The sequence below is a fragment of the Curtobacterium sp. PhB136 genome (assembly GCF_004346855.1).
GTDB lineage: Bacteria > Actinomycetota > Actinomycetes > Actinomycetales > Microbacteriaceae > Curtobacterium.
Genome location: NZ_SMGH01000006.1, coordinates 113,984 through 137,095 on the forward strand (window position 1 = coordinate 113,984; position 23,112 = coordinate 137,095).

The 23,112-nt window shown below is 71.8% G+C and carries 20 protein-coding genes; 9 read left to right on the forward strand and 11 right to left on the reverse strand.

Features of this window, described 5'->3' with window-relative positions:
* Nucleotides 1-44 precede the first annotated feature (44 nt).
* Nucleotides 45-527: a DUF3054 domain-containing protein gene (locus tag EDF27_RS10005; protein WP_123654048.1), complete on the forward strand. Its 483-nt coding sequence runs from the start codon at nt 45-47 to the stop codon at nt 525-527.
* The gene (locus EDF27_RS10010) at nt 524-1,537 is read left to right on the forward strand and encodes a LacI family DNA-binding transcriptional regulator (RefSeq protein ID WP_132048609.1); all 1,014 of its coding nucleotides are present in this window, start codon (nt 524-526) and stop codon (nt 1,535-1,537) included. Before EDF27_RS10005 ends, EDF27_RS10010 begins: the two co-directional genes overlap by 4 nt.
* A 33-nt stretch (nt 1,538-1,570) precedes the next feature.
* Here EDF27_RS10010 and EDF27_RS10015 read toward each other — a convergent pair whose 3' ends face one another.
* Nucleotides 1,571-2,218 (reverse strand): spermidine/putrescine ABC transporter substrate-binding protein, encoded by a 648-nt coding sequence (locus EDF27_RS10015; RefSeq protein WP_132048611.1) that lies wholly within the window; start codon nt 2,216-2,218, stop codon nt 1,571-1,573.
* Between the two features lie 35 nt (nt 2,219-2,253).
* Nucleotides 2,254-3,168 (reverse strand): DUF3097 domain-containing protein, encoded by a 915-nt coding sequence (locus tag EDF27_RS10020; protein ID WP_132048613.1) that lies wholly within the window; start codon nt 3,166-3,168, stop codon nt 2,254-2,256.
* Between the two features lie 93 nt (nt 3,169-3,261).
* Between EDF27_RS10020 and EDF27_RS10025 the strand changes: the two genes are divergently transcribed.
* From EDF27_RS10025 to EDF27_RS10055, 7 genes are all read left to right on the forward strand, one after another.
* Nucleotides 3,262-4,311: an alcohol dehydrogenase catalytic domain-containing protein gene (locus EDF27_RS10025; protein WP_123702979.1), complete on the forward strand. Its 1,050-nt coding sequence runs from the start codon at nt 3,262-3,264 to the stop codon at nt 4,309-4,311.
* 235 nt (nt 4,312-4,546) lie between these two features.
* Nucleotides 4,547-5,788: an ROK family transcriptional regulator gene (locus tag EDF27_RS10030; RefSeq protein ID WP_123654053.1), complete on the forward strand. Its 1,242-nt coding sequence runs from the start codon at nt 4,547-4,549 to the stop codon at nt 5,786-5,788.
* Between the two features lie 157 nt (nt 5,789-5,945).
* The gene (locus tag EDF27_RS10035) at nt 5,946-7,286 is read left to right on the forward strand and encodes an extracellular solute-binding protein (RefSeq protein ID WP_243698295.1); all 1,341 of its coding nucleotides are present in this window, start codon (nt 5,946-5,948) and stop codon (nt 7,284-7,286) included.
* Nucleotides 7,286-8,329, forward strand: a complete 1,044-nt coding sequence (locus tag EDF27_RS10040) for a sugar ABC transporter permease (RefSeq protein WP_207909605.1) — start codon at nt 7,286-7,288, stop codon at nt 8,327-8,329. The genes EDF27_RS10035 and EDF27_RS10040 overlap by 1 nt, the downstream gene beginning before the upstream one ends.
* Nucleotides 8,329-9,222, forward strand: coding sequence for a carbohydrate ABC transporter permease (locus EDF27_RS10045; RefSeq protein ID WP_123654055.1), 894 nt, complete (start codon nt 8,329-8,331; stop codon nt 9,220-9,222). Before EDF27_RS10040 ends, EDF27_RS10045 begins: the two co-directional genes overlap by 1 nt.
* 8 nt (nt 9,223-9,230) lie before the next feature.
* Nucleotides 9,231-10,532 carry a 6-phospho-beta-glucosidase gene (locus EDF27_RS10050; protein WP_132048615.1) on the forward strand — a complete coding sequence of 434 codons (1,302 nt, stop codon included), beginning with the start codon at nt 9,231-9,233 and terminating at the stop codon, nt 10,530-10,532.
* Nucleotides 10,520-11,662, forward strand: coding sequence for a BadF/BadG/BcrA/BcrD ATPase family protein (locus EDF27_RS10055; protein ID WP_243698296.1), 1,143 nt, complete (start codon nt 10,520-10,522; stop codon nt 11,660-11,662). The genes EDF27_RS10050 and EDF27_RS10055 overlap by 13 nt, the downstream gene beginning before the upstream one ends.
* A gap of 125 nt (nt 11,663-11,787) precedes the next feature.
* Here EDF27_RS10055 and gap read toward each other — a convergent pair whose 3' ends face one another.
* From gap to EDF27_RS10100, 9 genes are all read right to left on the reverse strand, one after another.
* A complete protein-coding gene (gene gap, locus EDF27_RS10060) occupies nt 11,788-12,813 on the reverse strand; it encodes a type I glyceraldehyde-3-phosphate dehydrogenase (protein WP_132048617.1) in 1,026 nt (341 codons plus the stop codon).
* Between the two features lie 116 nt (nt 12,814-12,929).
* A complete protein-coding gene (locus EDF27_RS10065; RefSeq protein WP_123654058.1) occupies nt 12,930-13,880 on the reverse strand; it encodes a helix-turn-helix domain-containing protein in 951 nt (316 codons plus the stop codon).
* Nucleotides 13,881-13,994: 114 nt separating this feature from the next.
* On the reverse strand, nt 13,995-14,717 hold the full coding sequence (locus tag EDF27_RS10070; RefSeq protein ID WP_260235845.1) for a methyltransferase domain-containing protein: 723 nt from the start codon (nt 14,715-14,717) through the stop codon (nt 13,995-13,997).
* Complete coding sequence (locus EDF27_RS10075) at nt 14,714-15,841, reverse strand: type III polyketide synthase (RefSeq protein WP_132048619.1); 1,128 nt, start codon at nt 15,839-15,841, stop codon at nt 14,714-14,716. The genes EDF27_RS10070 and EDF27_RS10075 overlap by 4 nt, the downstream gene beginning before the upstream one ends.
* 92 nt (nt 15,842-15,933) lie before the next feature.
* Nucleotides 15,934-17,436 carry an Asp-tRNA(Asn)/Glu-tRNA(Gln) amidotransferase subunit GatB gene (gene gatB, locus EDF27_RS10080; RefSeq protein ID WP_123654060.1) on the reverse strand — a complete coding sequence of 501 codons (1,503 nt, stop codon included), beginning with the start codon at nt 17,434-17,436 and terminating at the stop codon, nt 15,934-15,936.
* Nucleotides 17,436-18,983 carry an Asp-tRNA(Asn)/Glu-tRNA(Gln) amidotransferase subunit GatA gene (gene gatA / locus EDF27_RS10085; protein WP_123654061.1) on the reverse strand — a complete coding sequence of 516 codons (1,548 nt, stop codon included), beginning with the start codon at nt 18,981-18,983 and terminating at the stop codon, nt 17,436-17,438. Before gatA ends, gatB begins: the two co-directional genes overlap by 1 nt.
* Nucleotides 18,980-19,279 (reverse strand): Asp-tRNA(Asn)/Glu-tRNA(Gln) amidotransferase subunit GatC, encoded by a 300-nt coding sequence (gatC, locus tag EDF27_RS10090; RefSeq protein ID WP_123654062.1) that lies wholly within the window; start codon nt 19,277-19,279, stop codon nt 18,980-18,982. The genes gatA and gatC overlap by 4 nt, the downstream gene beginning before the upstream one ends.
* 22 nt (nt 19,280-19,301) lie before the next feature.
* Nucleotides 19,302-21,572 carry a transglycosylase domain-containing protein gene (locus EDF27_RS10095; protein WP_123702990.1) on the reverse strand — a complete coding sequence of 757 codons (2,271 nt, stop codon included), beginning with the start codon at nt 21,570-21,572 and terminating at the stop codon, nt 19,302-19,304.
* A gap of 78 nt (nt 21,573-21,650) precedes the next feature.
* Nucleotides 21,651-23,018 (reverse strand): alpha/beta hydrolase, encoded by a 1,368-nt coding sequence (locus EDF27_RS10100; RefSeq protein ID WP_132048621.1) that lies wholly within the window; start codon nt 23,016-23,018, stop codon nt 21,651-21,653.
* Nucleotides 23,019-23,112 lie beyond the last annotated feature (94 nt).

Sequence of the window (23,112 nt, forward strand, 5' to 3'; positions counted from 1 at the left end):
GCTGCGGTGCGCGCGGCCCCGAGGAGGGCTGCGAGAATGGCGTCGTGACCGATCGCACCTGGGGCTGGCTCGCAGCCGTCATCGACGTCGTGCTCATCGTGGTGTTCGCCCTCATCGGGCGTTCCTCGCACGGGGAGACGAACTCCATCGGCGCGCTGTGGACCACCGCGTACCCGTTCCTCGCCGGCTGGGCGATCGCCTACGTCACGAGCGGGGCATGGGCTCGACCGCTGAAGACCTGGCCGACCGGCGTCGTCGCGTGGATCCTGACCGTCTTCGTCGGCATGGCGATCCGGGTCGCGACGGGACAGGGCGTCGTGGACGGCAACCCGCTCCCCATCTCGTTCCTCATCGTCGCCACGGTCGTCCTCGGGGTCTTCCTGCTCGGTTGGCGGCTCGTCGCCCGCGGCGCCCTGCGCGCGGTGGCCGCACGGAGGAGCACATCCGCCCCCGCCCTCGGCGACCCGACGAAGGGCGACCCGGCAGCGGACCCGTCGAACAGCCCGGGCGTCACTCCCGGCACGTGAACGGCACACGGGGAACGCAACCGACGATCCTCGACGTCGCGGCACGAGCCGGCGTGTCGAAGTCCGCGGTGAGCCGCGTGCTGTCCGGTTCCGGCCGGTTCTCCGACGAGACCCGTGAACGTGTCGAGCGCGCGGTCGCCGAGCTCGGCTACGTCGCGAACGCGATGGCCAGGGGTCTCGTCAGCGGACGGACCAACACCATCGGCATGCTCGTCCGTGACGCCTCCTCGATGCTCTACACCGCCCTGCACGCGGTCATGGAGCAACGGGCCTCCGAGCTCGGGTACCGCGTCGTCACCACCACCGGTGTCGGACGCGTCGAGGACGAGAAGTCGGCGCTCGCAGCCCTGGTGTCGATGCGGGTCGACGGGCTCGTCGTCTGCAGCGGCCTGCTGCCCTCGGCTGACATCGCCGAGTTCGCACCACGGATCGCGACGGTGGTGGCCGGTCGACCGGAGCTCCATCCGGCCCTGTCGAGCGTGTACTGCGACGAGGCTGACGGTGGCGCACGGATCGCCGACGCCGTTGCCGACGCCGGACACCGGAATGTCATCGTGCTCACCGTCCCCATCGACAACGCACTCACGCAGCATGCTCGTTCCCGCGCGATGGTCGGACGGTTGCGCGAACGCGGCATCGCGACCGTCGACATCGACGCGAGCTTCGTCCGTCCCGCCGACGACATCGCGGCAGACGTCATCGAGACGATGGAACTCTCCGGCACGACCGCGGTGATGTGCCCGACGGACCGGATGATGCTCGACGTGTGCGATGCCCTCGCGAAGCGCGGCATCGACGTCCCCGGTGACGTCTCGGTGACCGGTTTCGACGGCGTCTACCCGCTCGCGAACGACTGGATCGGGTTCACGACGCTGCAGCAACCCGTCGACCGCATCGGGCGGGAGGCCATCGACCTCGTCATCGGCCGCATCGACGACCCGACACGGCCGGTGGAGCACCGCTCCCTCCGAGGAACGGTCGTCCCGGGACGGACGCTCGTCCGCCGGTAGCCACGAACGGCGGGCACGACGCGCGGCCCTCCGTCAGAACAGGCCTCCGCGCGACCCGTCCCCGTCGAGCCCGCGGAACATGTCCGACACCAGTGCTTCGATCTGCGGCTCGACGAGACGCTCCACGGCCTCGGTGATCCGCGGTCGGTGGTCGATCAGCGCGAGGCACACGGCAGTGCCGGTCGACCGTGCGCACTCGTCGGAGAGGTCGATCTCGTGACGGAGCGCCGCCTTCGCCTCGTCCGACAGCGGTTCGCGCGGCGCGGCCTGTGACGCTCCGGTGCCCGCGAGCCCCTCGAGCGTGAAGAGGAACGGCGCTCCCTCTTGCGGCTGCGGATCGACGTCGAGCCCCTGGAACTCGGGCGAGAGCCCCTCCGCCGGCTGGTACCCCTCGTGCCGCTTCCGTGCTGCGGCGCGCTCGAGCTCACGCTGCAGCAGCGGCAGGTTCTTCGCGGTGTAGTCGTCGACCGAGTCCTCGATGATGGTCGAGATGCGGCCGATCAGGGCGTGCTGCACGGGGTGCGGCACGTCCGGTCCGAACCCCGCGGCGCTGGCGATCGGCGACCCGGTGCACTTCCGACAGATGCGGGTGCGCGGTCGGGCGGTGCCGATCTGCCACCGCGGGAGCCACCGCAGCCAGACGTCGACGGCGTTCCGCACGCGCCCGTCGATGCCGTCCATGGTCCAACGATACGGACTGCGCGCCCGGAGCGGCGCTATGCGGTCGGCTCGGTGACGAAGTCGATGAGCTCCTCGACGCGCCCGAGCAGCGCCGGCTCCAGGTCGGCGAACGTCCGCACCTGCCCGAGGATCCGCTGCCAGGCCCTGGCGATGTCGGCCTGCTCCGCGTTCGGCCACCCGAGCGCCTGGCAGATCCCCTTCTTCCACTCGATCGACCGCGGGATCTTCGGCCAGGCAGTCAGTCCCACCCGCGCGGGCTTCACCGACTGCCAGACGTCGACGAACGGGTGCCCCACGACGAGCACGTGGGCACCCCACTTCCCGCGCATCACGGCGTCCGCGAACCGGGACTCCTTCGACCCGGGGACCAGATGGTCGACGAGCACCCCGACGCGACGCTCCCGTGACGGCCGGAACTCGTCGAGCACCTCCGCCAGGTTGTCGACGCCGGACAGTTCCTCGACGACGACGCCCTCGACGCGGAGGTCCGCTCCCCAGACCTTCTCCACCAGTTCGGCGTCGTGCTTGCCCTCGACCATGATCCGGGAGGGCAGCGCGATCCGCGCGCGCTGCGACTCGACCGCGAAGGAACCCGAGGCGGTCCGGAGCCGACCACCGTCGGACGCATGTCTGACCGTGGGACCGGCACCGGGCCTCCTGGCCGGCGGAGCAGCTGCGGCAGACCGCCCGACCGGCGCCTGCGGCCGACCCAGCGTGACGAGCTCGCCCTCGAGCAGGAACTGCCCGTCGAAGGGGAAGGCGCGGGTGCGGCCCTTCCAGTCCTCGAGGGAGACGTTCCCGGCCTCGAGCCCGACGACGGCGCCGGCCCACCCGGATGCCGGGTCCTCCAGCACCATGTCGCGTTCGAGCGGCACCTGCCGCACCTTCTTCACGCCCTTCGAGCGCCAGTCGCCCGAGAGCACGTCGCTGCCGTACCGGTCGTCGTCCACCCGCACGAGGGTACTGTCGAGTGGTCCCGCAACGGCGCTGGCGGACGGCGCGTTCCCGCGCCCGAACGAACCACAGAACGGAAAGGCACGCCCGTGCGCGCAGCAGTCATCCACGCCCCTCGCGACATCCGCGTCGAGGACCTCGACCAGCCCGAGCTGATCAGCCAGCGCGACGTCGTCGTCAAGGTCGCCGCAGCCTGCGTGTGCGGGTCGGACCTCTGGCCCTACCGCGGCGTCACCGAGACGAAGCACGCCCGACCGATCGGCCACGAGATGGTCGGCGAGGTCACCGCGGTCGGGGCCGAGGTCACCGGCATCGCGGTCGGCGACTTCGTGATCTCCCCCTTCACCATGAACGAGGGCACCTGCCAGGCGTGCCGCAACGGCATGACCTCCGGCTGCGAGCACCTCTCCGGCTTCGGCGGGAAGGACGCCTACGGCGACCCGGTCGGCGGCGCGCAGGCGGAGTACGTCCGCGTCCCCGACGCATCGGCGACCCTGGTCGTCGTCCCCGGACCGGTCGACCCAGCGCTCGTCCCGTCGCTCCTGACGCTGTCCGACGTGTTCTCCACCGGGCACCACGCCGCGGTCTCCGCGGGCGTCGGCCCCGGCAAGACCGTCGTCGTGGTCGGTGACGGCGCCGTCGGGCTCTGCGCGGTCCTCGCGGCGAAGCGCCTCGGCGCCGAGCGCATCATCGCGATGAGCCGGCACGCGGACCGGCAGGCGCTCGCACGGGAGTTCGGTGCGACCGACATCGTCGAGACCCGCGGCGACGAGGGCGTGCAGGCGGTCCGGGACCTGCTCGGCGGCGACCTGGCGGACTGCGCGGTCGAGGCGGTCGGCACCGAGCAGAGCATGGACCAGGCACTGCACGTCGTCCGGCCCGGTGGCGCGCTCGGCTTCGTCGGCGTCCCGCACGGGGTGCCGACCATCGGGATGCGGTACCTCTTCGACACGAACATCACCGTCGGTGGCGGGATGGCCCCGGCGCGGGCGTACATCCCGGAGCTGCTGCCGGACGTGCTGTCCGGCGCGATCGACCCCGGCAAGGTCTTCGACCTGGAGCTCCCGCTCGACGAGGCCGCTGAGGCCTACGCCGCGATGGACGAGCGCCGCGCGATCAAGGTGCTGCTGCGCCCGTAGGTGCACCGCGCGTTCTCACCCATGACGCTTGCGGTGGGAAGGTGAATCGCGCGTGGGAGGTCGGAACTTCCGACCGCCTACGCGCGATTCGACTCACCACGCGCGATTCGACCCGCTGACCCCGCCACGCCACGCCCCGCCCCGGACCCCCGGCGTGTTTCGCGGAACGGAACGCGTGTTTCGGAACTGTGAACAAACCTTTCAGTAAAGAAGGTTGTCCGTTACAGTCCTCGACATGACCACACGAGGACGCACCCCCGGGCAGCCCGCCCTGCTGCGCGTGCTCAACGACCGCGCCGCCCTCGGCATGCTCCTCGACGACGGCCCGATGACCCGGAACGAGATCGCGCAGCGCACCGGGCTGAGCAAGCCGACCGCCGCCGAGATCATCCGCCGGCTCGAAGCGGCCGGGCTGATCCACGAAGCCGGCACCGAGACCCAGACCGGCCGCCGCGGCCCGAGCGCCGTCGTGTACGGCGCGACGACCGACCGGGACCTCGCCGTCGCCGTGGACGTCCAGCTCGTCGACGTCCGCTCCACCGTGGTCGACGCCACCGGGCGCACCTACCCCGTGGCCGAGCACCGGATGAGCGACGCGGAGGTGCGCGCCCCCGGCGAGGACATCGTCGCCGCCGCGGTCGGCCGCGCCGCAGCAGCCGCCGGCGTCGACCCGGACCTGGTCACCGCCGTCGCCGTGGGCGTCCAGGCGTCCGTCGACCACGCCACCGACACCCTCATCTTCACCGACGGGCTGCCCGGCTGGCCGCGCGAACAGGTGTCGGCCACGCTCTCCAGGGCGCTCGGTGTGCAGGTCGTCGTGGAGAACGACGCGAACCTCGCCGCGATCGCCGAACGGAACATGGGCGCCGGCCGCGCGCTCGGCTCCTTCGCCCTGCTGTGGATGGCGGAGGGCCTCGGCATGGCCCTCGACCTCGGCGGCCGCCTGCACGCCGGAGCATCCGGCGCCGCGGGTGAGATCGGCTACCTGAGCGTGCCCGCCGACGCGCTCCCCCTCGACCCGACGGCCACGATCGTCGCGGACCTCATCTCCGAGACCGCGATCACCGCGCTCGCCGCCGAACACGGGATCACCGCACCGGACGGCACCGCTGCCGACTGGCGCCAGGTGCTCCCGCAGCTGCCCGGCCTCCCCGAGCAGCACCCCTTCACGACCGCCCTCGGCGAGCGCGTCGGGCACAACGTGCTCCCCGCGCTCGCCGTCGCCGATCCCGAGACGGTCGTCCTGCACGGCCCGACCGGGATCGCGGGCGGTCCCGCCCTGGCCGCCGCCGTGACCGCCTGGCTCCGGACCCGCTCCCGCTGGTCCACCGCCGTGGTGGCGCCCGGTGTCCCCGACACACCCGTCCTGCACGGCGCACGTCACGTCCTCATCGACGTCGTGCGCACCGCGCTCGCGGACCGGCTCGACCGCATCAGTGACGATGCGACCGAACCGGATCCCGTCCAGCGCGCCTGAGCCAGCACCAACCGCCAGCTCCACCTCCTGTACCGGCACCACTCGAGCCACACCCCAGCCCTGCCAGAGGGCTCTTCGGCGCGCCCGGAACCGGCGCCGCACGTCCGTGCGGCGTCCACCGGACGCCTCGGAGCGAGACCAGAGAGCGAGTCATCCCGTGTCACTCCCCCGCACGCACCTCAGGCGGATCCTCACCGCCACCGCCGTCGCCGCCACCGGCGCGCTCGTCGTCGCCGGCTGCAGTTCCGGCAGCAGCGCGGCGTCCATCGACGAGAGCGCCCCGAAGACCCTCAAGGGCACCGTGTCCCTGTGGCACTTCTTCACCGGCCGTGAAGCCGGCGTCGTCAAGAAGGCCGTCGCCGGCTTCGAGAAGGCGAACCCCGACGTCACGGTCGACATCCACGCCGGCCAGGACGACGAGAAGCTGCAGAAGGCGATCTCGTCCGGGCAGAACATCGACGTCGGCCTGTCCTACTCGACCGCGATCGTCGGGAGCTTCTGCTCCTCGGGCGCCTTCCGCGACCTGTCGCCGTACATCAAGCGCGACAAGGTGGACCTGTCCGACATCCCGAAGGCCGTGCAGGGCTACACCGAGTACAAGGGCACCCGGTGCACGCTCCCGGCCCTCGCCGACGTCAGCGCGCTGATGTACAACAAGCCCGCCATGCAGGCTGCCGGCATCAGCACGCCGCCGAAGACGCTCGACGAGCTCAAGACCGACGCGCTGAAGATGACGACGTACAACGCGGACGGCTCGATCAAGCAGCTCGGCTTCAACCCGCTCATCGACTTCTACGAGAACTCGCCCGAGCACTGGGCACCGATGATCGACGGCACCTGGCTGGACAGCAAGGGCAACAGCGAGATCGGCACTTCCGCCGCCTGGAAGAAGCTCATCGAGTGGCAGAAGGGCTTCGTCGACGCGATCGGCTACGACAAGCTCAAGGCGTTCACGTCCGGCCTCGGCCAGGAGTTCGCCGCGGACAACGCGTTCCAGACCGGGCAGGTCGCGATGCAGATCGACGGTGAGTACCGCACCGCGTTCATCAAGGACCAGAAGCCGGACCTGGACTACGGCACCGCGCCGACCCCGGTGATGGACGGGCTCGGCAACTACGGCTCGACGTACATCGCGGGCAACGTCGCGGGCATCGCGAAGGGCTCGAAGAACCCGGAGCTCGCCTGGGCGCTGCTGGAGTACCTGTCCACGAACACGGACGCGCAGGTCACGATGGGCAACGGGCTGAAGAACATCCCGACCCTCACCTCCGCGCTGACCTCCCCCGACCTCGAGGTCGATGCGAACTACAAGACCTTCGTCGACGTCGCCGGGAACAAGGACACGATGACCTCGCCCGCCACGGCGGACGGCGCCGCGTACATCGGCACCTTCACGAAGTTCTGGCAGGCGTACCAGGAGAACGGCGGCGACCTCGACGCCAAGCTCAAGAAGCTGGACTCCGACATCGACAACGCGAACCAGCTGGCTGGTCCGTGATGAGCGTCCCCACCAAGACCGTCTCCGGCCGGGAGGCGCGGCTCGCCCGTTCCTCCCGGCCCGCGGGCCCGACGGGGTCGGGTCCGGTGCCCGCCACGGCTCCGCCCCGTCGGCGCCGCTCCGCCGACTCCCGCCGCCGACTCGTCGCGCTGACGATGCTGGCGCCGGCCCTGCTGGGCCTCGTGGTGTTCTTCGCGTACCCGCTGGTGGCGTCGATCTTCTACTCGTTCACCCGCTACAACCAGCTGCAGGAGCCGCAGTTCGTCGGCCTGCTGAACTACCGGTTCCTGTTCACCCAGGACCCGCAGGTCGGCGCAGCGGCCCTGAACACGCTCTGGTTCGTCGTCATCCTGGTGCCGGTGCGGATCGTGTGCGGGCTCCTCGTCGCCGGGCTGCTCAGCCGGGCGAAGACCGCGACGGGGTTCTGGCGGACGCTGTTCTACCTGCCCGCCCTGGTCCCGCCGGTCGCGAGCGTCGTGGCGTTCGTGTTCCTGTTCAACCCCGGCACCGGGCCGGTCAACCAGATCCTCCGGGTGTTCGGCATCGACGGGCCGCTGTGGTTCAACGACCCGTCGTGGTCGAAGCCCTCGCTCGTGATCATGGGCGTCTGGGTGATGGGTGACATCATGATCATCTTCCTGGCGTCGCTCCTCGACGTGCCGCGCGACCTCTACGAGGCGGCGTCGCTCGACGGGGCGAACGGCGTCCAGCAGGTGCGGCACATCACGCTGCCGACGATCGCCCCGGTGATCGGCTTCGCTGCGGTGACGGGGGTGATCGCGGCGCTGCAGTACTTCACGGAGGCTGCGGTCGCCTCGGGTGTCGCGAGTGGCAAGGCCACGATCGGCGGTGGGACGGCGGCGCAGCTCGGGTACCCGGGCACGTCGCTCCTGACCTACACCGAGCTGCTCTACCAGCACGGGTTCGCGAACTTCCAGTTCGGCTACGCGTCCGCGATGGCCGTCGTGCTGTTCGTGATCACCGCGATCGTGCTCGTGTTCACGATGCGCCGGATCAGTGTGTTCCGGCCGGAGGAGTCCTGATGACCGCCGTCTCCCAGTCGCCGCTCGCCCGGGCACCCCGTGGCGCAGCGCCCGGAGCAGCCCGCGGGCCGCGTCGCAGCCTGCTGCTCTGGATCGCCGAGCACGCCGCACTCGTCGCGCTCGGTGTCGTCACCCTCGCCCCGATCGTCTTCGTGATCCTGACCTCGCTGATGTCGAGCAACCAGGCGCTGACGGCGTCGATCCTGCCGCGGCCGTTCGACTTCTCGAACTACGCCAGGGTCTTCACCGAACTGCCGCTCGCGCAGTGGTTCGGGAACTCGGCCCTCTACGCCGTGCTCGCGACCGCGTTCATGCTCGTCAGCTCGGTGCCGGCCGCGTACGCGCTGGCGCAGATCAAGTTCAAGGGCGCGAACCTGATCTTCACGGTGATCATCGTCGCGATGCTCCTGCCCCCGCAGGTCACCGCGGTGCCGGTCTACGTGATGTGGTCGCACCTGCACCTGACGGGCACGTTGTGGCCGCTGATCCTGCCGAACCTGCTCGGGGACGCGTTCAGCATCTTCCTGCTCCGGCAGTTCTTCATGACGATCCCGAAGGAGTACGGCGACGCCGCACGGATCGACGGCTGCGGTGAGTGGCGCGTGCTCTGGCGCGTCATCGTGCCGATGGCCCGGCCCGGCATCGCATCAGCGGCGATCTTCATGTTCTTCAACTCGTGGAACGACTACTACGGCCCGCTCCTCTACGCGTCCGAGAACCAGGCTGCCTGGCCGGTGGCGTACGGGCTCGCCACGTTCCGCGGGCAGCACGGCACCGACTGGTCGATGACGATGGCGATGACCGTCGTCGTCATGGTCCCGGTCGTCGTCATCTTCTTCTTCGCACAGAAGGCATTCGTCGAGGGCATCGCGCTCACCGGCGTGAAGGGATAAGCACCACAGTGAAACTCGCAGTCATCGGTGGCGGTTCCACCTACACCCCCGAACTCGTGGACGGCTTCGCCCGGCTCCGCGACCAGCTCCCCATCGACGAGCTCTGGCTCGTCGACCCCGACCCCGTCCGCCGCGAACTCGTCGGCGGTGTGGCGAAGCGCATGTTCGCACACGCCGGGCACCCCGGCACCGTGCACGTCACCGACGACGTCGTCGCCGGGGTCAGCGACGCCGACGCCGTGATGTTCCAGCTCCGCATCGGCGGGCAGGCTGCACGGCAGCAGGACGAGACCTGGCCGCACGAGGCCTGCTGCATCGGGCAGGAGACGACGGGGCCGGGCGGGTTCGCCAAGGCCCTCCGCACGGTGCCCGTGGTCCTGGAGTACGCCGAACTCGTCCGGAAGCACGCCAAGCCGGACGCCTGGATCGTCGACTTCACGAACCCGGTCGGCATCGTCACCCGCGCGCTCCTCGAGGCCGGGCACCGCGCCGTCGGGCTCTGCAACGTGGCGATCGGCTTCCAGCGCCGGTTCGCGGCGGAGTTCCAGGTCGCACCGTCCGCGGTCCGGCTCGACCACGTCGGGCTGAACCACCTGACGTGGGAGCGCGGCGTGCACGTCACCGACGCCGACGGCCGGACCCGTGACGTCCTCGACGACCTGCTCGGCGCCGACGCCCTCGACCGCACCGCCGAGAGCGTGCACATGCACCCGGACCTGCTCCGCCTGCAGCACGCGATCCCGTCGTACTACCTGCGCTACTTCTACAGCCACGACATCGTGCTCGAGGAACAGCTCCACGAGCCGACCCGCGCCGAGGCCGTGATGGCGACCGAGCGTGCCCTGCTCGCGAAGTACGCCGACGAGTCCGTGGTCACGAAGCCCGCCGAGCTCGAGCAGCGCGGCGGTGCGTACTACTCGGAGGCGGCGATCGACGTGCTGTCCTCGATCCTCGGCGACCGCGGTGAAGTGCAGGTGCTCAACGTCCGGAACGACGGCACCTTCCCGTTCCTGCCCGACGACCACGTGATCGAGGTCCCGGCCCGCGTGACCCGGCAGGCGATCACCCCCCTGCCGGTCGCGCCGCTCGACGCGGACATGGTCGGGCTCGTGTCGCACGTCGCCGGGTACGAGCGGCTCGCGCTCGACGCGGCCGTGCACGGCGGACGCGACCGCGTGCTCCGCGCGATGTGGGCCCACCCCCTCGTCGGACAGGTGGACAAGGCCGAGAAGCTCACCGACCTGCTGCTGGCCGCGAACGCGGAACACCTGCCGTGGACGCGATCGGAGCAGGTGACGTGGGCGGGCTGAGCCGCGGCGGCGGGGCGGGGGTGACCCCGGCCTCCAGGCCGACCCGCGACACGACGGACGCGAGCGGCCCGTCGGACGTGGGCCGTGCGCCGGACGGGGGCACCACGGACGCCGGCCGTGCGCCGGACGTGGTGCTCGCCGTGGACGGCGGCGGCAGCAAGACCGACGTCGTCGCGATCGCCCTCGACGGCACGCTCGTGGGGCACGCCCGCGGGCCCGGGTCGAACCCGCAGACCCGCGGGTGGGAGCTCGCCGGACCGATCCTCGACGACGTCCGCGGGCGGGTCGTCCACGCGCTCGACGGTGCGCGCGTCCTGACCACGCACGTGTACCTCGCGGGGCTCGACCTGCCCGACGAGATCACCGCGGCCACGGCGGCGCTGCAGCACTGGGCGCAGGACGGCGGGGCGCCGGACGTCCTCGACAACGACCTGTTCGCGCTGCTCCGCGCCGGCACCCTGTCGCCGGACGCCGCCGCGGTGGTGTGCGGCACCGGCATCAACGCGCTCGCGGTGCGGGCCGACGGTGCGACCTCCCGGTTCCCGGCGATCGGGGACGTGTCGGGCGACTGGGGCGGTGGCGCGTACCTCGGCAACCGGGCGCTGTGGCACGCGGCCCGGGCGGAGGACGGCCGCGGACCGGCGACGGCGCTGACGGCTGCGGTCCCGGCAGCACTCGGGCTCGGCACCGTCCGCGAGGTCACCGAGGCCGTCCACTTCGGCCGCCTCGACCAGAGCGTGTTCAACCGGCTCTGCCCCGTGCTCTTCGAGGTCGCCGCCACGGGCGACCCGGTCGCCGCCGGGGTCGTGGCGCGGCAGGCGGAGGAGATCGTGCTGCTGGCGTCGGTCGCCCTCGGGCGGCTCGGCCTCGGCGCCGCCGGCTCGTCGGTCCCCGTCGTCCTCGGCGGGGGCGTGCTCGCCGCCCGGCACCCGCTGCTCGTCGACGCGGTCGTCGGCGGGTTGGCGGCCCGCGTGCCGGGCGCGGTGCCCACGTGGGTGACCGCTCCCCCGGTGCTCGGTGCGGGGCTCGCGGCGCTGGAGTCCGTCGGTGCGGAGCCCGCGGCGCTCGAGCGGTACCGGGCCGCGGTGCTGTCGCGGTCGTTCGCGTCCACGACGGCGCGCATCGCGTAGGCGCGGCGCCCGGCGCCCGCGCGGCGCCGCCGCCGCGGCCGCGGCCGCGGCCGGTCTGGTCGCGGAAAGCGACAGTGCTCGCCCCGGAGACGGGCGAGCACTGTCGCTTTGCGCGACCGCTCCGGCTAGACCGCCGCCGCCGGCGCGCCCGCGCCCGCGAGCATCCCGAGCGTGTCGACGACCCGGTTCGAGAAGCCCCATTCGTTGTCGTACCAGGCGACGACCTTCACGTGCCGCCCGCCGTCGACCCGGGTGAGCAGGGAGTCGAACACGCTCGACTCACTCCGCCCGGTGATGTCCGTCGACACGATCGGGTCCGCCGTGAACGCCAGCACCCCGGCGAGCGGCCCGGCAGCAGCGGCCCGGTACGCCTCGTTCACCTGCTCGACGGTGACGTCCCGCGCGACGACGGTGTTCAGCTCGACGATCGACCCGACGGGCACCGGCACGCGGATGGCGTCCCCGGACAGCTTGCCGTCGAGTCGCGGGAGCACCAGACCGATCGCCTTCGCGGCACCGGTGGTGGTCGGCACGATGTTCACCCCGGCCGCACGGGCACGGCGCAGGTCGCGGTGCGGTCCGTCCTGCAGGTTCTGCTCCTGCGTGTACGCGTGCACGGTCGTCATGAACCCGTGCTCGATGCCGGCGAGGTCGTCGAGCACCGACGCCAGCGGTGCGAGCGAGTTCGTGGTGCAGCTCGCGTTGCTGATCACGGTGTGGACCGCCGGGTCGAAGGTGTCCGAGTTCACGCCGTAGGCGATCGTCGCGTCCGCACCGGTCGCGGGCGCGCTGATCAGCACCCGCTGCGCGCCGGCCGTCAGGTGCGCGGCGGCGGCGTCCCGGGCCGTGAAGCGGCCGGTGGACTCGAGGACGACCTCGACGCCGAGGTCACCCCACGGCAGGTCGGCGGGCTCGCGGGAGGCGAGGACGCGGATCCGTCGGCCGTCGATCACGAGGGCGTCGCCGTCGACCTCGACGGTGCCGTCGAAGGGTCCGAGCGCGGAGTCGTAGCGGAACAGGTGAGCGAGGGTCTCCGGTGCGGTCAGGTCGTTGACGGCGACGACGTCGAGGTCGTCACCGCCCCGGGCGATGAGTGCGCGGAGGGTGTTGCGGCCGATCCGGCCGAAGCCGTTGATCCCGATGCGGGTCATGGGGGTTCCTTTCGTTCCGCTGACCATGCTCACGGGCCTGGAGGCACGGCTCCAGTGGCAGGACAGCCAGGGTCCGCAAGGATCTCGCCACCATCTCCGAGGCCCTGGCGGGTGCGTCAGTCCTGGAACGTGCGCCGGTACTCCGTCGGCGAGGTCCCGAGCACGCGGCGGAAGTGGGTCCGCAGGTTCGCGTCGGACCCGAGCCCGGCCCGCGCCGCGACCTGGTCCACCCCGAGGTCGGTGCGCTCCAGCAGCTCGCGCGCCAGGTCGACCCGCGCCCGCAGCACCCACTGCATCGGCGTGTAGCCGGTGTCGTCCACGAAGCGGCGTGAGAACGTGCGCGGCGACACCGTGGCGTTCCGGGCGAGGACATCGAGCGTGAGCGGGTCGGCGAGGTGACGGAGTGCCCACTCCCGGGTCTCCGCGAAGACGTCCCCGAGCGGTTCCGGGACGCTCCGCGGGACGTACTGCGCCTGCCCGCCGCTCCGGTACGGGGCGCTGACCAGCCGCCGGGCGACGTGGTTCGACAGCGCGACGCCGTGGTCCCGCCGCACCAGGTGCAGGCACAGGTCGATCCCGCTCGCGGCGCCCGCGCTCGTCAGGACCGTGCCGGCGTCGACGAAGAGCACGTTCTCGTCGACCTCGACGGCGGGGTACCGGTCGCGGAGGACGCGGGTGTAGTGCCAGTGCGTCGTCGCCCGGCGCCCGTCGAGCAGTCCCGCGGCCGCGAGTGCGAACGCTCCCGTGGAGATCGCCGCGATCCGGGTCCCGCGCTCGTGCGCCCGGACGAGTGCCGCGACGACGGAGTCGGGTGGCGGCGTGTCGGCCGGGTACCGGTAGCCGGGCACGAACACGGTGTCCGCCCAGTCGAACGCCTCGAGCCCGTGGTCGACGGCGTACGCCATGCCGTCCCCTCCGGCGACCCGACCGGCACGCGGACCGCACACCCGGACCTCGTACGGCATGCTCGGCCGGTTCGAGAACACCTGCGCCGGGATCCCGACGTCGAGCGGCTTCGCTCCGTCGAGCACGAGCACCGCGACCCGGTGGAGGCGAGGGGACACCATGCCCCGACGCTAGCCGACCCGCGCCCCACGAGTTCTCCACAGGTCAGCGGCTGCCGACCTCCACGCCGAGCTCGTGCGCCAGGCCGCCGAACGGGCCTGACCAGCGTCCGCCCCTCAGGCGTCGCGGATCGCGAGCACCCGGTGCGGTGCCGCCGCCTCCGCCCGCCACCCCGTCGGCAGCGCCGCGTGCAGCTCCGGCAGCGTGAAGCTCCGCCGGATCGAGCGGAGCCCGTCCACGCGCACGAAGGTCCCTGCGGCCACCAGGGCCGACCCGAGCGCGTACGCCCGGTAGGCCGCGGGCGACCGCCGGATGTCCGAGTGCAGGCTCCGCGTCGTCGCGAGCCGCTCGGAGTCGGCCAGGAACCCCGCACGCTCCTCGTCGCCGAGGTGGTGCAGCACGTGGTTCGAGACCACCACGTCGAACCGCTCCCCGGCCGCGACGAGGTCGCCGCTCGACTGCTCGCGGAAGGTCACTCCGCGCGGCGTCGAGCGCGTCGCCGCGGCGATGGCACGGGGATCGGGGTCGATGCCGACCACCTCGACGTCGAACCCGTCGCTCGCCGCCCAGCGCACCAGCGCGCGGGCGAGGTCGCCGCCGCCACAACCGAGGTCGAGCACACGGCCGCGCCCGTTCGCCGGCAGCGCCGGGACGACGTGGGTCCGCCACGCGGCCCGCCATCCGCTGACGAGCGAGTTCACGACGGCGAACCGCCGGAACGTCCGCGCGAGGGCGCGCGGGTCGCAGTCCGGGTCGTCCATCAGCTCCCGCAGCTCCAGGTCGCGGGTGCGCAGGTCGACGGCCGGGAGGCCCGGTCCGGCCTCGGTGCGTCGGCTCACCGGTACTCCACGGCCAGGTCCGGAGCCGCGATCGCCTCGGCGACACGGGTCCCGACGGCGGTCAGGCGGGCGCTCTCGACGGTGAGGCCGGGCCCGAAGGCGAGCGCGACGACGGAGGCCCCGTCTTCGATCCCGGCGTCGAACGCGTCCCGCAGCACGAAGAGCACGGTGGCGCTCGACATGTTCCCGTGGTCACGGAGGACGGCACGGCTGCTCGCCATCGCGGCGTCGGGCAGGGCGAGGGCGTCCTGCGTCCGGTCGAGGATGGCGCGTCCGCCCGGGTGCACGGCCCAGATCGGGACGTCCGCGGCGGGACCGTCGAGGAGCGGTGCGACGGCCTCCGCGACGGTGGCGCCGACGAGCTTGGGGACGGCGGTGCTGAGGACCATCTCGAAGCCCTCGTCGCCGATGTTCCACGCCATCTCCGACGCCCCCTCGGGGACGACCGTGGTCGCGAACCGGTCGAGCCGGAGCCCGGGGCCCTCTGCCGTGACGACCGCTGCGGCCGCGCCGTCACCGAAGACGCTGTTCGCGACGATCTGGTCCGGGTCGTCCGACGCCCGGACGTGCAGCGTGCAGAGCTCGGCGCAGACCACGAGCACGACGGCGGTCGGGTCGGACTCGGCGAACGCGGCAGCGATGCGGAGGGCGGGGAACGCGGCGAAGCAGCCCATGAAGCCGACGTGCTGCCGGAACACCGTGCGGCGCAGGCCGAGTTCCTCGACGATCGCCAGGTCCGGGCCCGGTTGCGTGAAGCCCGTGCAGGACACGGTCACGACGTGGGTGACCTCGGCCGGGTCCATCCCGGAGCGCTCGAGGGCGTCCCGGGCGGAGGCGACGAACAGCGGCGGCGCGAGCTCGCGGTACCGGTCGTTGCGGGTCCCGGTCGACGGCGAGTGCAGGACCCCGTCGGCGTCGCGGAACGCGCCGGGCGCTCCGGCCGGGTCGAGGTCCGTCAGGACGGTGTGCCGATGCTCCACCGCCGAGGCGTCGAAGGCCGCTGGGACGATGCGGCGACCGAGCCGACCGAGGTCGGGCTGCGCGGTGAACAGGTCGCGCACGGCGGCCTGGTCGAGCGTCGTCGGGGGGACGGCGGTGCCGATGGCACGGATCGTTGCGGACACGCCTCATCCTGTCACCGGGCCGTGGACGTGTCCCCAGGAACGACGGGAGGCACGGTGCGGACCCGCACCGTGCCTCCCGTCCGATCTGGTCGCTACGCCTGCGCGCGCTCCAGGACCAGCTCGCGGACGCGCGCCGCGTCCGCCTGGCCCTTCATCGACTTCATGACCGCACCGATGATCGCGCCGGCGGCCTGGACCTTGCCGTCGCGGATCTTCGCGAGCACGTCCGGCTGCGCCGCCAGTGCCTCGTCGACGGCGACGGTGAGGGCGGAGTCGTCCGAGACGACCTTGAGTCCGCGCGACTCGACGACGGCTGCGGGCGAGCCCTCTCCGGCGATGACGCCCTCGAGCACCTGGCGGGCCAGACGGTCGGTCAGCTCGCCGGACTCGACGAGGGTGATGAGTTCGGCGACGTGTGCGGGCGACACCAGGTCGCCGGGGGCGGCGTCCTGCGTGTTCGCGACGCGGCTGATCTCGCCGGTCCACCACTTGCGCGCGGCCTGGGCCGGGGCGCCGGCGGCGACCGTGGCCTCGACCTCGTCGAGGAGCCCGCCGTTCACGACGTCCTGGAACTCGAGGTCCGCGAACCCGAACTCGCCCTTGAGGCGACGACGACGGGCGACAGGGGCCTCCGGCAGGGACGCGCGGAGCTCCTCGATCATCGCCTTGTCCGGGATCACGGGCAGCAGGTCCGGCTCCGGGAAGTACCGGTAGTCGTCGGCGTCCGACTTCGGACGGCCGGCCGACGTGCGACCGGTGTCCTCGTGCCAGTGCCGGGTCTCCTGCGTGATCGTGCCGCCGTCCGCGAGGATCGCGGCCTGACGCTGGATCTCGTAGCGGATGGCACGCTCGACGGCGCGGAACGAGTTGACGTTCTTGGTCTCGGTGCGGGTGCCGAGCTTCTCCTGGCCCCACGGGCGGAGCGAGATGTTCGCGTCGCAGCGCAGGTTGCCACGCTCCATGCGGGCCTCGGACACGCCGAGCGCCCGGACCAGGTCACGGATGACCTGGACGTAGGCGGCACCGAGCTCGGGGGCACGGTGCGCGGCGCCGAAGATCGGCTTCGTGACGATCTCGACGAGCGGGACCCCGGCGCGGTTGTAGTCCACCAGGGAGTACTCGGCACCCTGGATGCGACCGGTCGCACCGCCGACGTGCGTCAGCTTGCCCGCGTCCTCTTCCATGTGGGCGCGCTCGATCGGCACCTGGAACAGCGTGCCGTCGGCGAGCTCGACCTCGACCTCCCCCTCGAAGGCGATGGGCTCGTCGTACTGCGAGATCTGGTAGTTCTTCGGGTTGTCCGGGTAGTAGTAGTTCTTCCGGGCGAACCGCGAGGACTCGGCGATCGAGCAGCCGAGCGCGAGCCCGAGGTTGATCGAGAAGCGCACGGCCTGCTCGTTCACCACGGGGAGCGACCCGGGCAGCCCGAGGTCCACCGGGGTGACGTTCGTGTTGGGCTCGCCGCCGAAGAAGTTCGGGGCGTCGGAGAACATCTTCGTCTTCGTCGCGAGCTCGACGTGCACCTCGAAGCCGAGGACCGGCTCGAAGCGCTCGAGCGCCTCGTCGAAGTCCATGAGTGCGTCCTTGGCGGCCATCAGACCACGCCTTCCTCTGCTGCCGACTGCTGACTTGCGTCGAGGTCCGGGATCCGTTCGATGAGCGGGGCACCCCACTGCTGCTCGAGCAGGCGCTCCAGCGCTGCGCCGTAGCGGTACAGACGGGCGTCCTCGCGCTGCGGTGCCATCAGCTGCACGCCGGTCGGCAGGCCGTCCTCGGGCGCGAGGCCGTTCGGGATGCTCATGCCGGGCACGCCGGCGAGGTTCGCCGGGATCGTGGTGAGGTCGTTGAGGTACATCGCCAACGGGTCGTCGAGCCGCTCGCCGAGGGGGAACGCGGTCGTCGGGGCCGACGGGCTGATGAGCAGGTCGACGTGCTCGAACGCCTTGTCGAAGTCCCGCTGCACGAGCGTCCGGACCTTCTGCGCGCTGCCGTAGTAGGCGTCGTAGTAGCCGGCGCTCAGCGCGTAGGTGCCGAGGATGATGCGGCGCTTGACCTCCGGCCCGAAGCCGGCTTCGCGCGTCGCGGCCATCACGTCCTCGACGGTCGCACCGCCCTCGGGCGTGACGCGGAGGCCGAAGCGGACCGAGTCGAACTTCGCGAGGTTCGAGGACGCCTCCGCCGGGAGGATCAGGTAGTACGCGCTGATCGCGTAGGCGAAGGAGGGGGCATCGATCTCGACGACCACCGCACCCGCGGCCTCGAGGATCGCGACCGTCTCCTGGAAGCGCTGCGTGACGCCGGCCTGGAAGCCGTCCCCACCCGCGAGCTCCTTGACCACGCCGACGCGCAGGCCCTTCAGCGTGTCCGCCTGCAGGCCGTCACGGGCGGCTGCCGCGAACGACGGCCACGCCTCCGGGATGGACGTGGAGTCCTTCGGGTCGTGCCCACCGATGACGTCGTGCAGGAGCGCGGCGTCGAGGACGGTGCGGGCGACCGGGCCGACCTGGTCGAGGCTCGACGCCAGCGCGATCGCGCCGTAGCGGCTGACCCCGCCGTACGTCGGCTTCACGCCGACGGTGCCCGTCACGGCACCCGGCTGACGGATCGAGCCGCCCGTGTCGGAGCCGAGGGCGAGCGGTGCTTCGAACGCGGCGACGGCAGCGGCAGAGCCACCACCGGAGCCGCCGGGGATCCGGCCGAGGTCCCACGGGTTGTGCGTCGGGCCGTACGCCGAGAACTCGGTCGTCGACCCCATCGCGAACTCGTCCATGTTGGTCTTGCCGAGCGGCACCATGCCGGCCCGACGGAGCTTCAGCACCGTGGTGGCGTCGTACGGCGGCACCCAGCCCTCGAGGATCTTCGAGCCGGAGGTCGACGGCATGTCGATGGTGCAGAGGACGTCCTTGATGGCGACCGGCACACCGGCGAGCGCGCCGAGGTCGTCGCCGGCCGCACGACGGGAGTCGATCGACTTCGCGACGCCGATGGCGTTCTCGTTGACGTGCAGGAACGCGTGCACGTCGGGGTCGACGGCCGCGATGCGGTCCAGGTGCGCCTGGGTCGCCTCGACGCTGGAGACGTCGCGCGCCACCAGGGCGTCGGCGAGCGCGGCCGCGCTGAGGCGGGTGATGTCGTCGGTCACTGCTCTTCTCCCAGGATCGCCGTCACGCGGAACCGTTCGCCGTCCGTGTCGGGCGCCCCGGAGAGCGCCTGCTCCTGCGTCAGCGTCGCGCCGACCACGTCGGGTCGGAGGACGTTCGCGAGGGCGACCGGGTGGCTGGTGGCGGGGACGTCCGGCGTGGCGACCTCGGTCACCTTCGCGACGCTGTCGACGATGTGCGACAGCTCCCCGGTCAGCTTCTCGATCTCGGCGGGCGTGAGGGCGATACGTGCGAGGTTCGCCAGGTGGGCGACCTGCTCGCTCGTGATGTCAGGCATGCCGACCAGTCTACCGAGCGCGTCACTTGCCGCTGTCGCCGCCGCTGGTGCCGCCGCTCGTGCCGCCGCTCTTCGTGGTGCTGCCGCCGCTGTTCGTCCCGGTGGCGCCGCCGGTGGTGCTGCCGCTCGTGGTGCTGCTGGTGCTGCTGCTGCTCTTCGACGACGCGCCGATCATCGACTGGCTCGGTGTCGGCAGCGCATCGCCGCCGTACTGCGCGTCGAGGTAGGTCATCATCGACTTCCCCACCCCGAACTTCGCGCTGTACCCGGTCGTCCCCTGCAGGAACGGCCAGTTCGCGAGGCGCACGTTGCCCTGCACGTTGCCGATCCAGGTCGCGTTCGTGTACTTCGTCGACGACGCGACGAGCCAGTTCTGCACGTCACCGTCGGTGGTGCCCGTCTTGGCGAACTTCGGCGTCGCGTCGCCGGGGTTCGCGCTCGCGGCCGTCCCCGCGCCGGTCAGCACGGACTGCAGCGCGTAGTCGACCGTGCCCGCGACGTCGGAGTCCACGCCGCGCGTGCAGGACGCGGGCGTCGGGGTGATCTTCGTGCCGTCCGCCTCGGTGACGGAGTCGATCGCGGTCGGGGTGCACACGATGCCGCCGTTCGCGAAGCCCGCGTAGGCCTCGGCGAGGTCGATCGGCGACAGGTTGTTCGTGCCGAGGATCATCGACGGCACGGAGCTGATCGCCTTCCCCGCCGCGGTGTGGATGCCCATCGACTCGGCGAGGTTCGCGATCTCGCAGAGGTCGAGCTGCTTGCCCATCGCCGCGAACGCGGTGTTGATGGACTCGGCGGTGGCGGCCTGCACCGTCATCGAGGCCGGCACCGACTCGGCGTTCGCCACCGACCAGTCCGGGCCGGCGATGTTCGCGCACGAGTTCGTGAACTCGGACGTCGGGTAGTCGTGCTGACTCGTCGCCACCGACTGGGAGAGGGTGTGCCCGGTGGCGAGCCACTCGGCGAGGGTGAACACCTTGAAGGTGGACCCGGTCTGGAACCCGCCGGAGTTGCCGTACGCGGTGTCCGCGCTGTAGTTCACCGCCGTCGTGCCGGCCGCGGTGCTGTCGCCCTGCGTGTACGTGGTGTTCTGCACCATCGACATGATCCGGCCGGTGCCGGGCTCGACCGTCACGTTCGAGCCGCCCGCGTCGACGCCGGCCATCGAGGTCGGCACGTACGACGACAGCGCGTTCTGCGCCTGGGACTGCAGGTCGAGGTCGAGCGAGGTGTGGATCTCCAGGCCCTTGGTGTCGAGGGTGGCGATGCGCTCCGCGGAGGTCTTGCCGAACGCCGGGTCCTGCAGCACCTGGTCGCGCACGTAGTCGCAGAAGTAGCCGGCGTCGTAGTTCGTCGCGGCGGAGGAGCAGCCGTTCGCCGTCTCGGTGATCTTCGGCTGCACCGGGGTCGCGATCGCCGCGGTCTCGTCGGCCTTCGTGATGGAGTGGTGCGCGTACATCCGCTGGAGGACGTAGTCACGACGGGCCTTCGTCGCCGCGTACCCGTTCGCCGTGCCGTTGTCGGCGTTGCTCGGCTGGTCGATGCGCAGGTTCGAGGGGTTGTTGAGGATCGCGACGAGCGTCGCCGACTGCACGAGCGACAGGTCCTTCGCGTGCACGCCGAAGTAGTACTCCGCCCCGGCCTCGGCGCCGTAGACCCGGCCGCCGAGCCCGACGATGTTGAGGTAGCCGGTGAGGATCTCCGACTTGGAGTACTTCTTGTTCACGGCGATCGCGTACCGCATCTCCTGGAGCTTGCGCTGCGGGGTGACCCCGGCGGCGTCCTCGTAGCAGGCCGCGATCTTGGCCTTCGTCGCTGCGGCGTCCTTGCCGGTGAGCTGCTCGCACTGCTGCACGAGGACGTTCTTGACGTACTGCTGCGTGATGCTCGACCCGCCCTGGACGTCGCCGCCGACGACCGTCGCGGCCGCGCCGCGCAGGGTGCCGATGACGTCGATGCCGCCCTCGTCGTAGTACCGCGGGTCCTCGGTGTCGATCGCCGCCTGCTTCAGGGTCGTGGCGATCGCGCTCGAGTCGACGTTGGTGCGGTTCTCGGCGTAGAAGGACGCGATCTTGACGTCCTTGCCGCCCTGCTTCGCGTAGACGGTGGAGACCTGCTGCGGGGTCTGCACGTCGAGGTAGCTCGGCAGGTCCTCGAAGAACGCGGCGGCACCGGAGGCCCCCTCCCCGGCCACGGCGACGGCCGGGGTCACGGCGACGGCGACGAGGAGCCCGGCGAGCACGGACATCACGACGAACATCAGGAGGGCGCCGGGCCACCGCACTACACGCATGGGAGCACGGTAGGGAGCCGCCCTGGGTCGAGACCGCTCCGACCGCCGCAGAAGCTGCACCGGTCCTCAGGTTCACACTCAGTCGCGTGGCTGCAGGTCCTGCGGTCGGACGAGGTACATGTCCGGGGAGGCACCGACGACGCCCTCGCCGCGGCCGTTGCCCTGGCGGATCCCGTCACGCACCATGTCGCCGCGGCCGACCGCGATCAGCGCGACGTCGTGGAGCGACGCGGTGCCGGGCTTCAGGTAGTCGTTGTGCCCGACCGGTCGGCGGAACAGGTCGCCGGCGTCCTCCGGGTCGACACCGCCGGCGAGGTCGAGGACCGTCGAGCCGAAGCCGGCGACGCCCGGGTCGGTGCCGAAGTACCCGGAACCGGCGATCGGGTCCCAGTGCGCTCCCCCGACGAACACCTCGCCCGAGGACACCGCGAGCTCGGAGGCGTTCGTGACGTCGCTGCCCGGTGACCCGAGCACCGTCAGGCTGTCCGCGCTCATGTGCCCGGACGCCAGGGCCATCAGCGCCGTCGTCGAGCCGTAGGAGTGCGCGACGATCCCGAGCCGCGGCTGCTGACCGTCACGGAGTTCGCGGATGCCGTCGACGGTGCGCTCGAGCCGGGCCGCACCGGTCTTCGCGAGGTCGAGCGAGAGGATGTTCGACAGGTCCGGCGTGCGGTACCCCATCCAGGCGACCACCGCGACACCCGTCCCCGACGCCGGTGCGGCGACCGGAGCGAGCGTCGCCTGCTCCGCGTACAGGTCCCCGGCGGTCGCGGTGAAGTCGACCATCTGCCCGGTGACCGTGAAGAACATCCCCGGGACGACGACGGTCACGTCCGCCGCGGTGTCGAGGTCCCCGATCGCGATCGCGGCGCGACCGGCGCCGCGGGTGTCGAGCGTGATCAGCGACTTCGGCGGGGTGTCGGCGACGCGGCGGAGGGACTCCCGGACCTGCCCGAGCATCGCGGACTCCGACGCCGCGGTGTGCGGGTCCGCGAGCCCGGCGGCGAGCACCGCACGGTTGACGTGGTCGCGCACCGTGTACGGCACGCCGTCCAGGTTGCCGACGACCACCGGGGCGTCCCGTTCGAGCCGTGCGCGATCCGCGGACCCGAGACCGGACCACCAGGTCGTGACCTCGGCGGCGGTCGGCGGGTGGTCCATCGCCGTCGCGACCACATCCGCCTCCGTGGCCGCGTGCGCCAGGCGGTCCGGGGCGACGGCGACGAGGTCGTCGAGGAACGTCCGCCCCCTGGCCGCCCGGAGATCGGCGGTGTCGACCGTGTCCTGTCCCCCGGTCATGACCGGTCGGGAGGCCGTGGCGGGGTCGTGGACGATCGCGGCGGTCCGGACGATCGCGACGGATGTGCTCGCGGGCGCGACCGGCGACTCGACCACTCCGAGCGAGTGCATCGAGGCGGTGATCAGAGCAGCGGCGACGAGCAGCAAACCGGTCTCCCCCGGGAAGGCCTTCCCATCGTCCCCCTGCAGACGACAGGTGATGCTCTGTCGAGTGTAAGGAAGACGGGCCGGAACCGGTCGT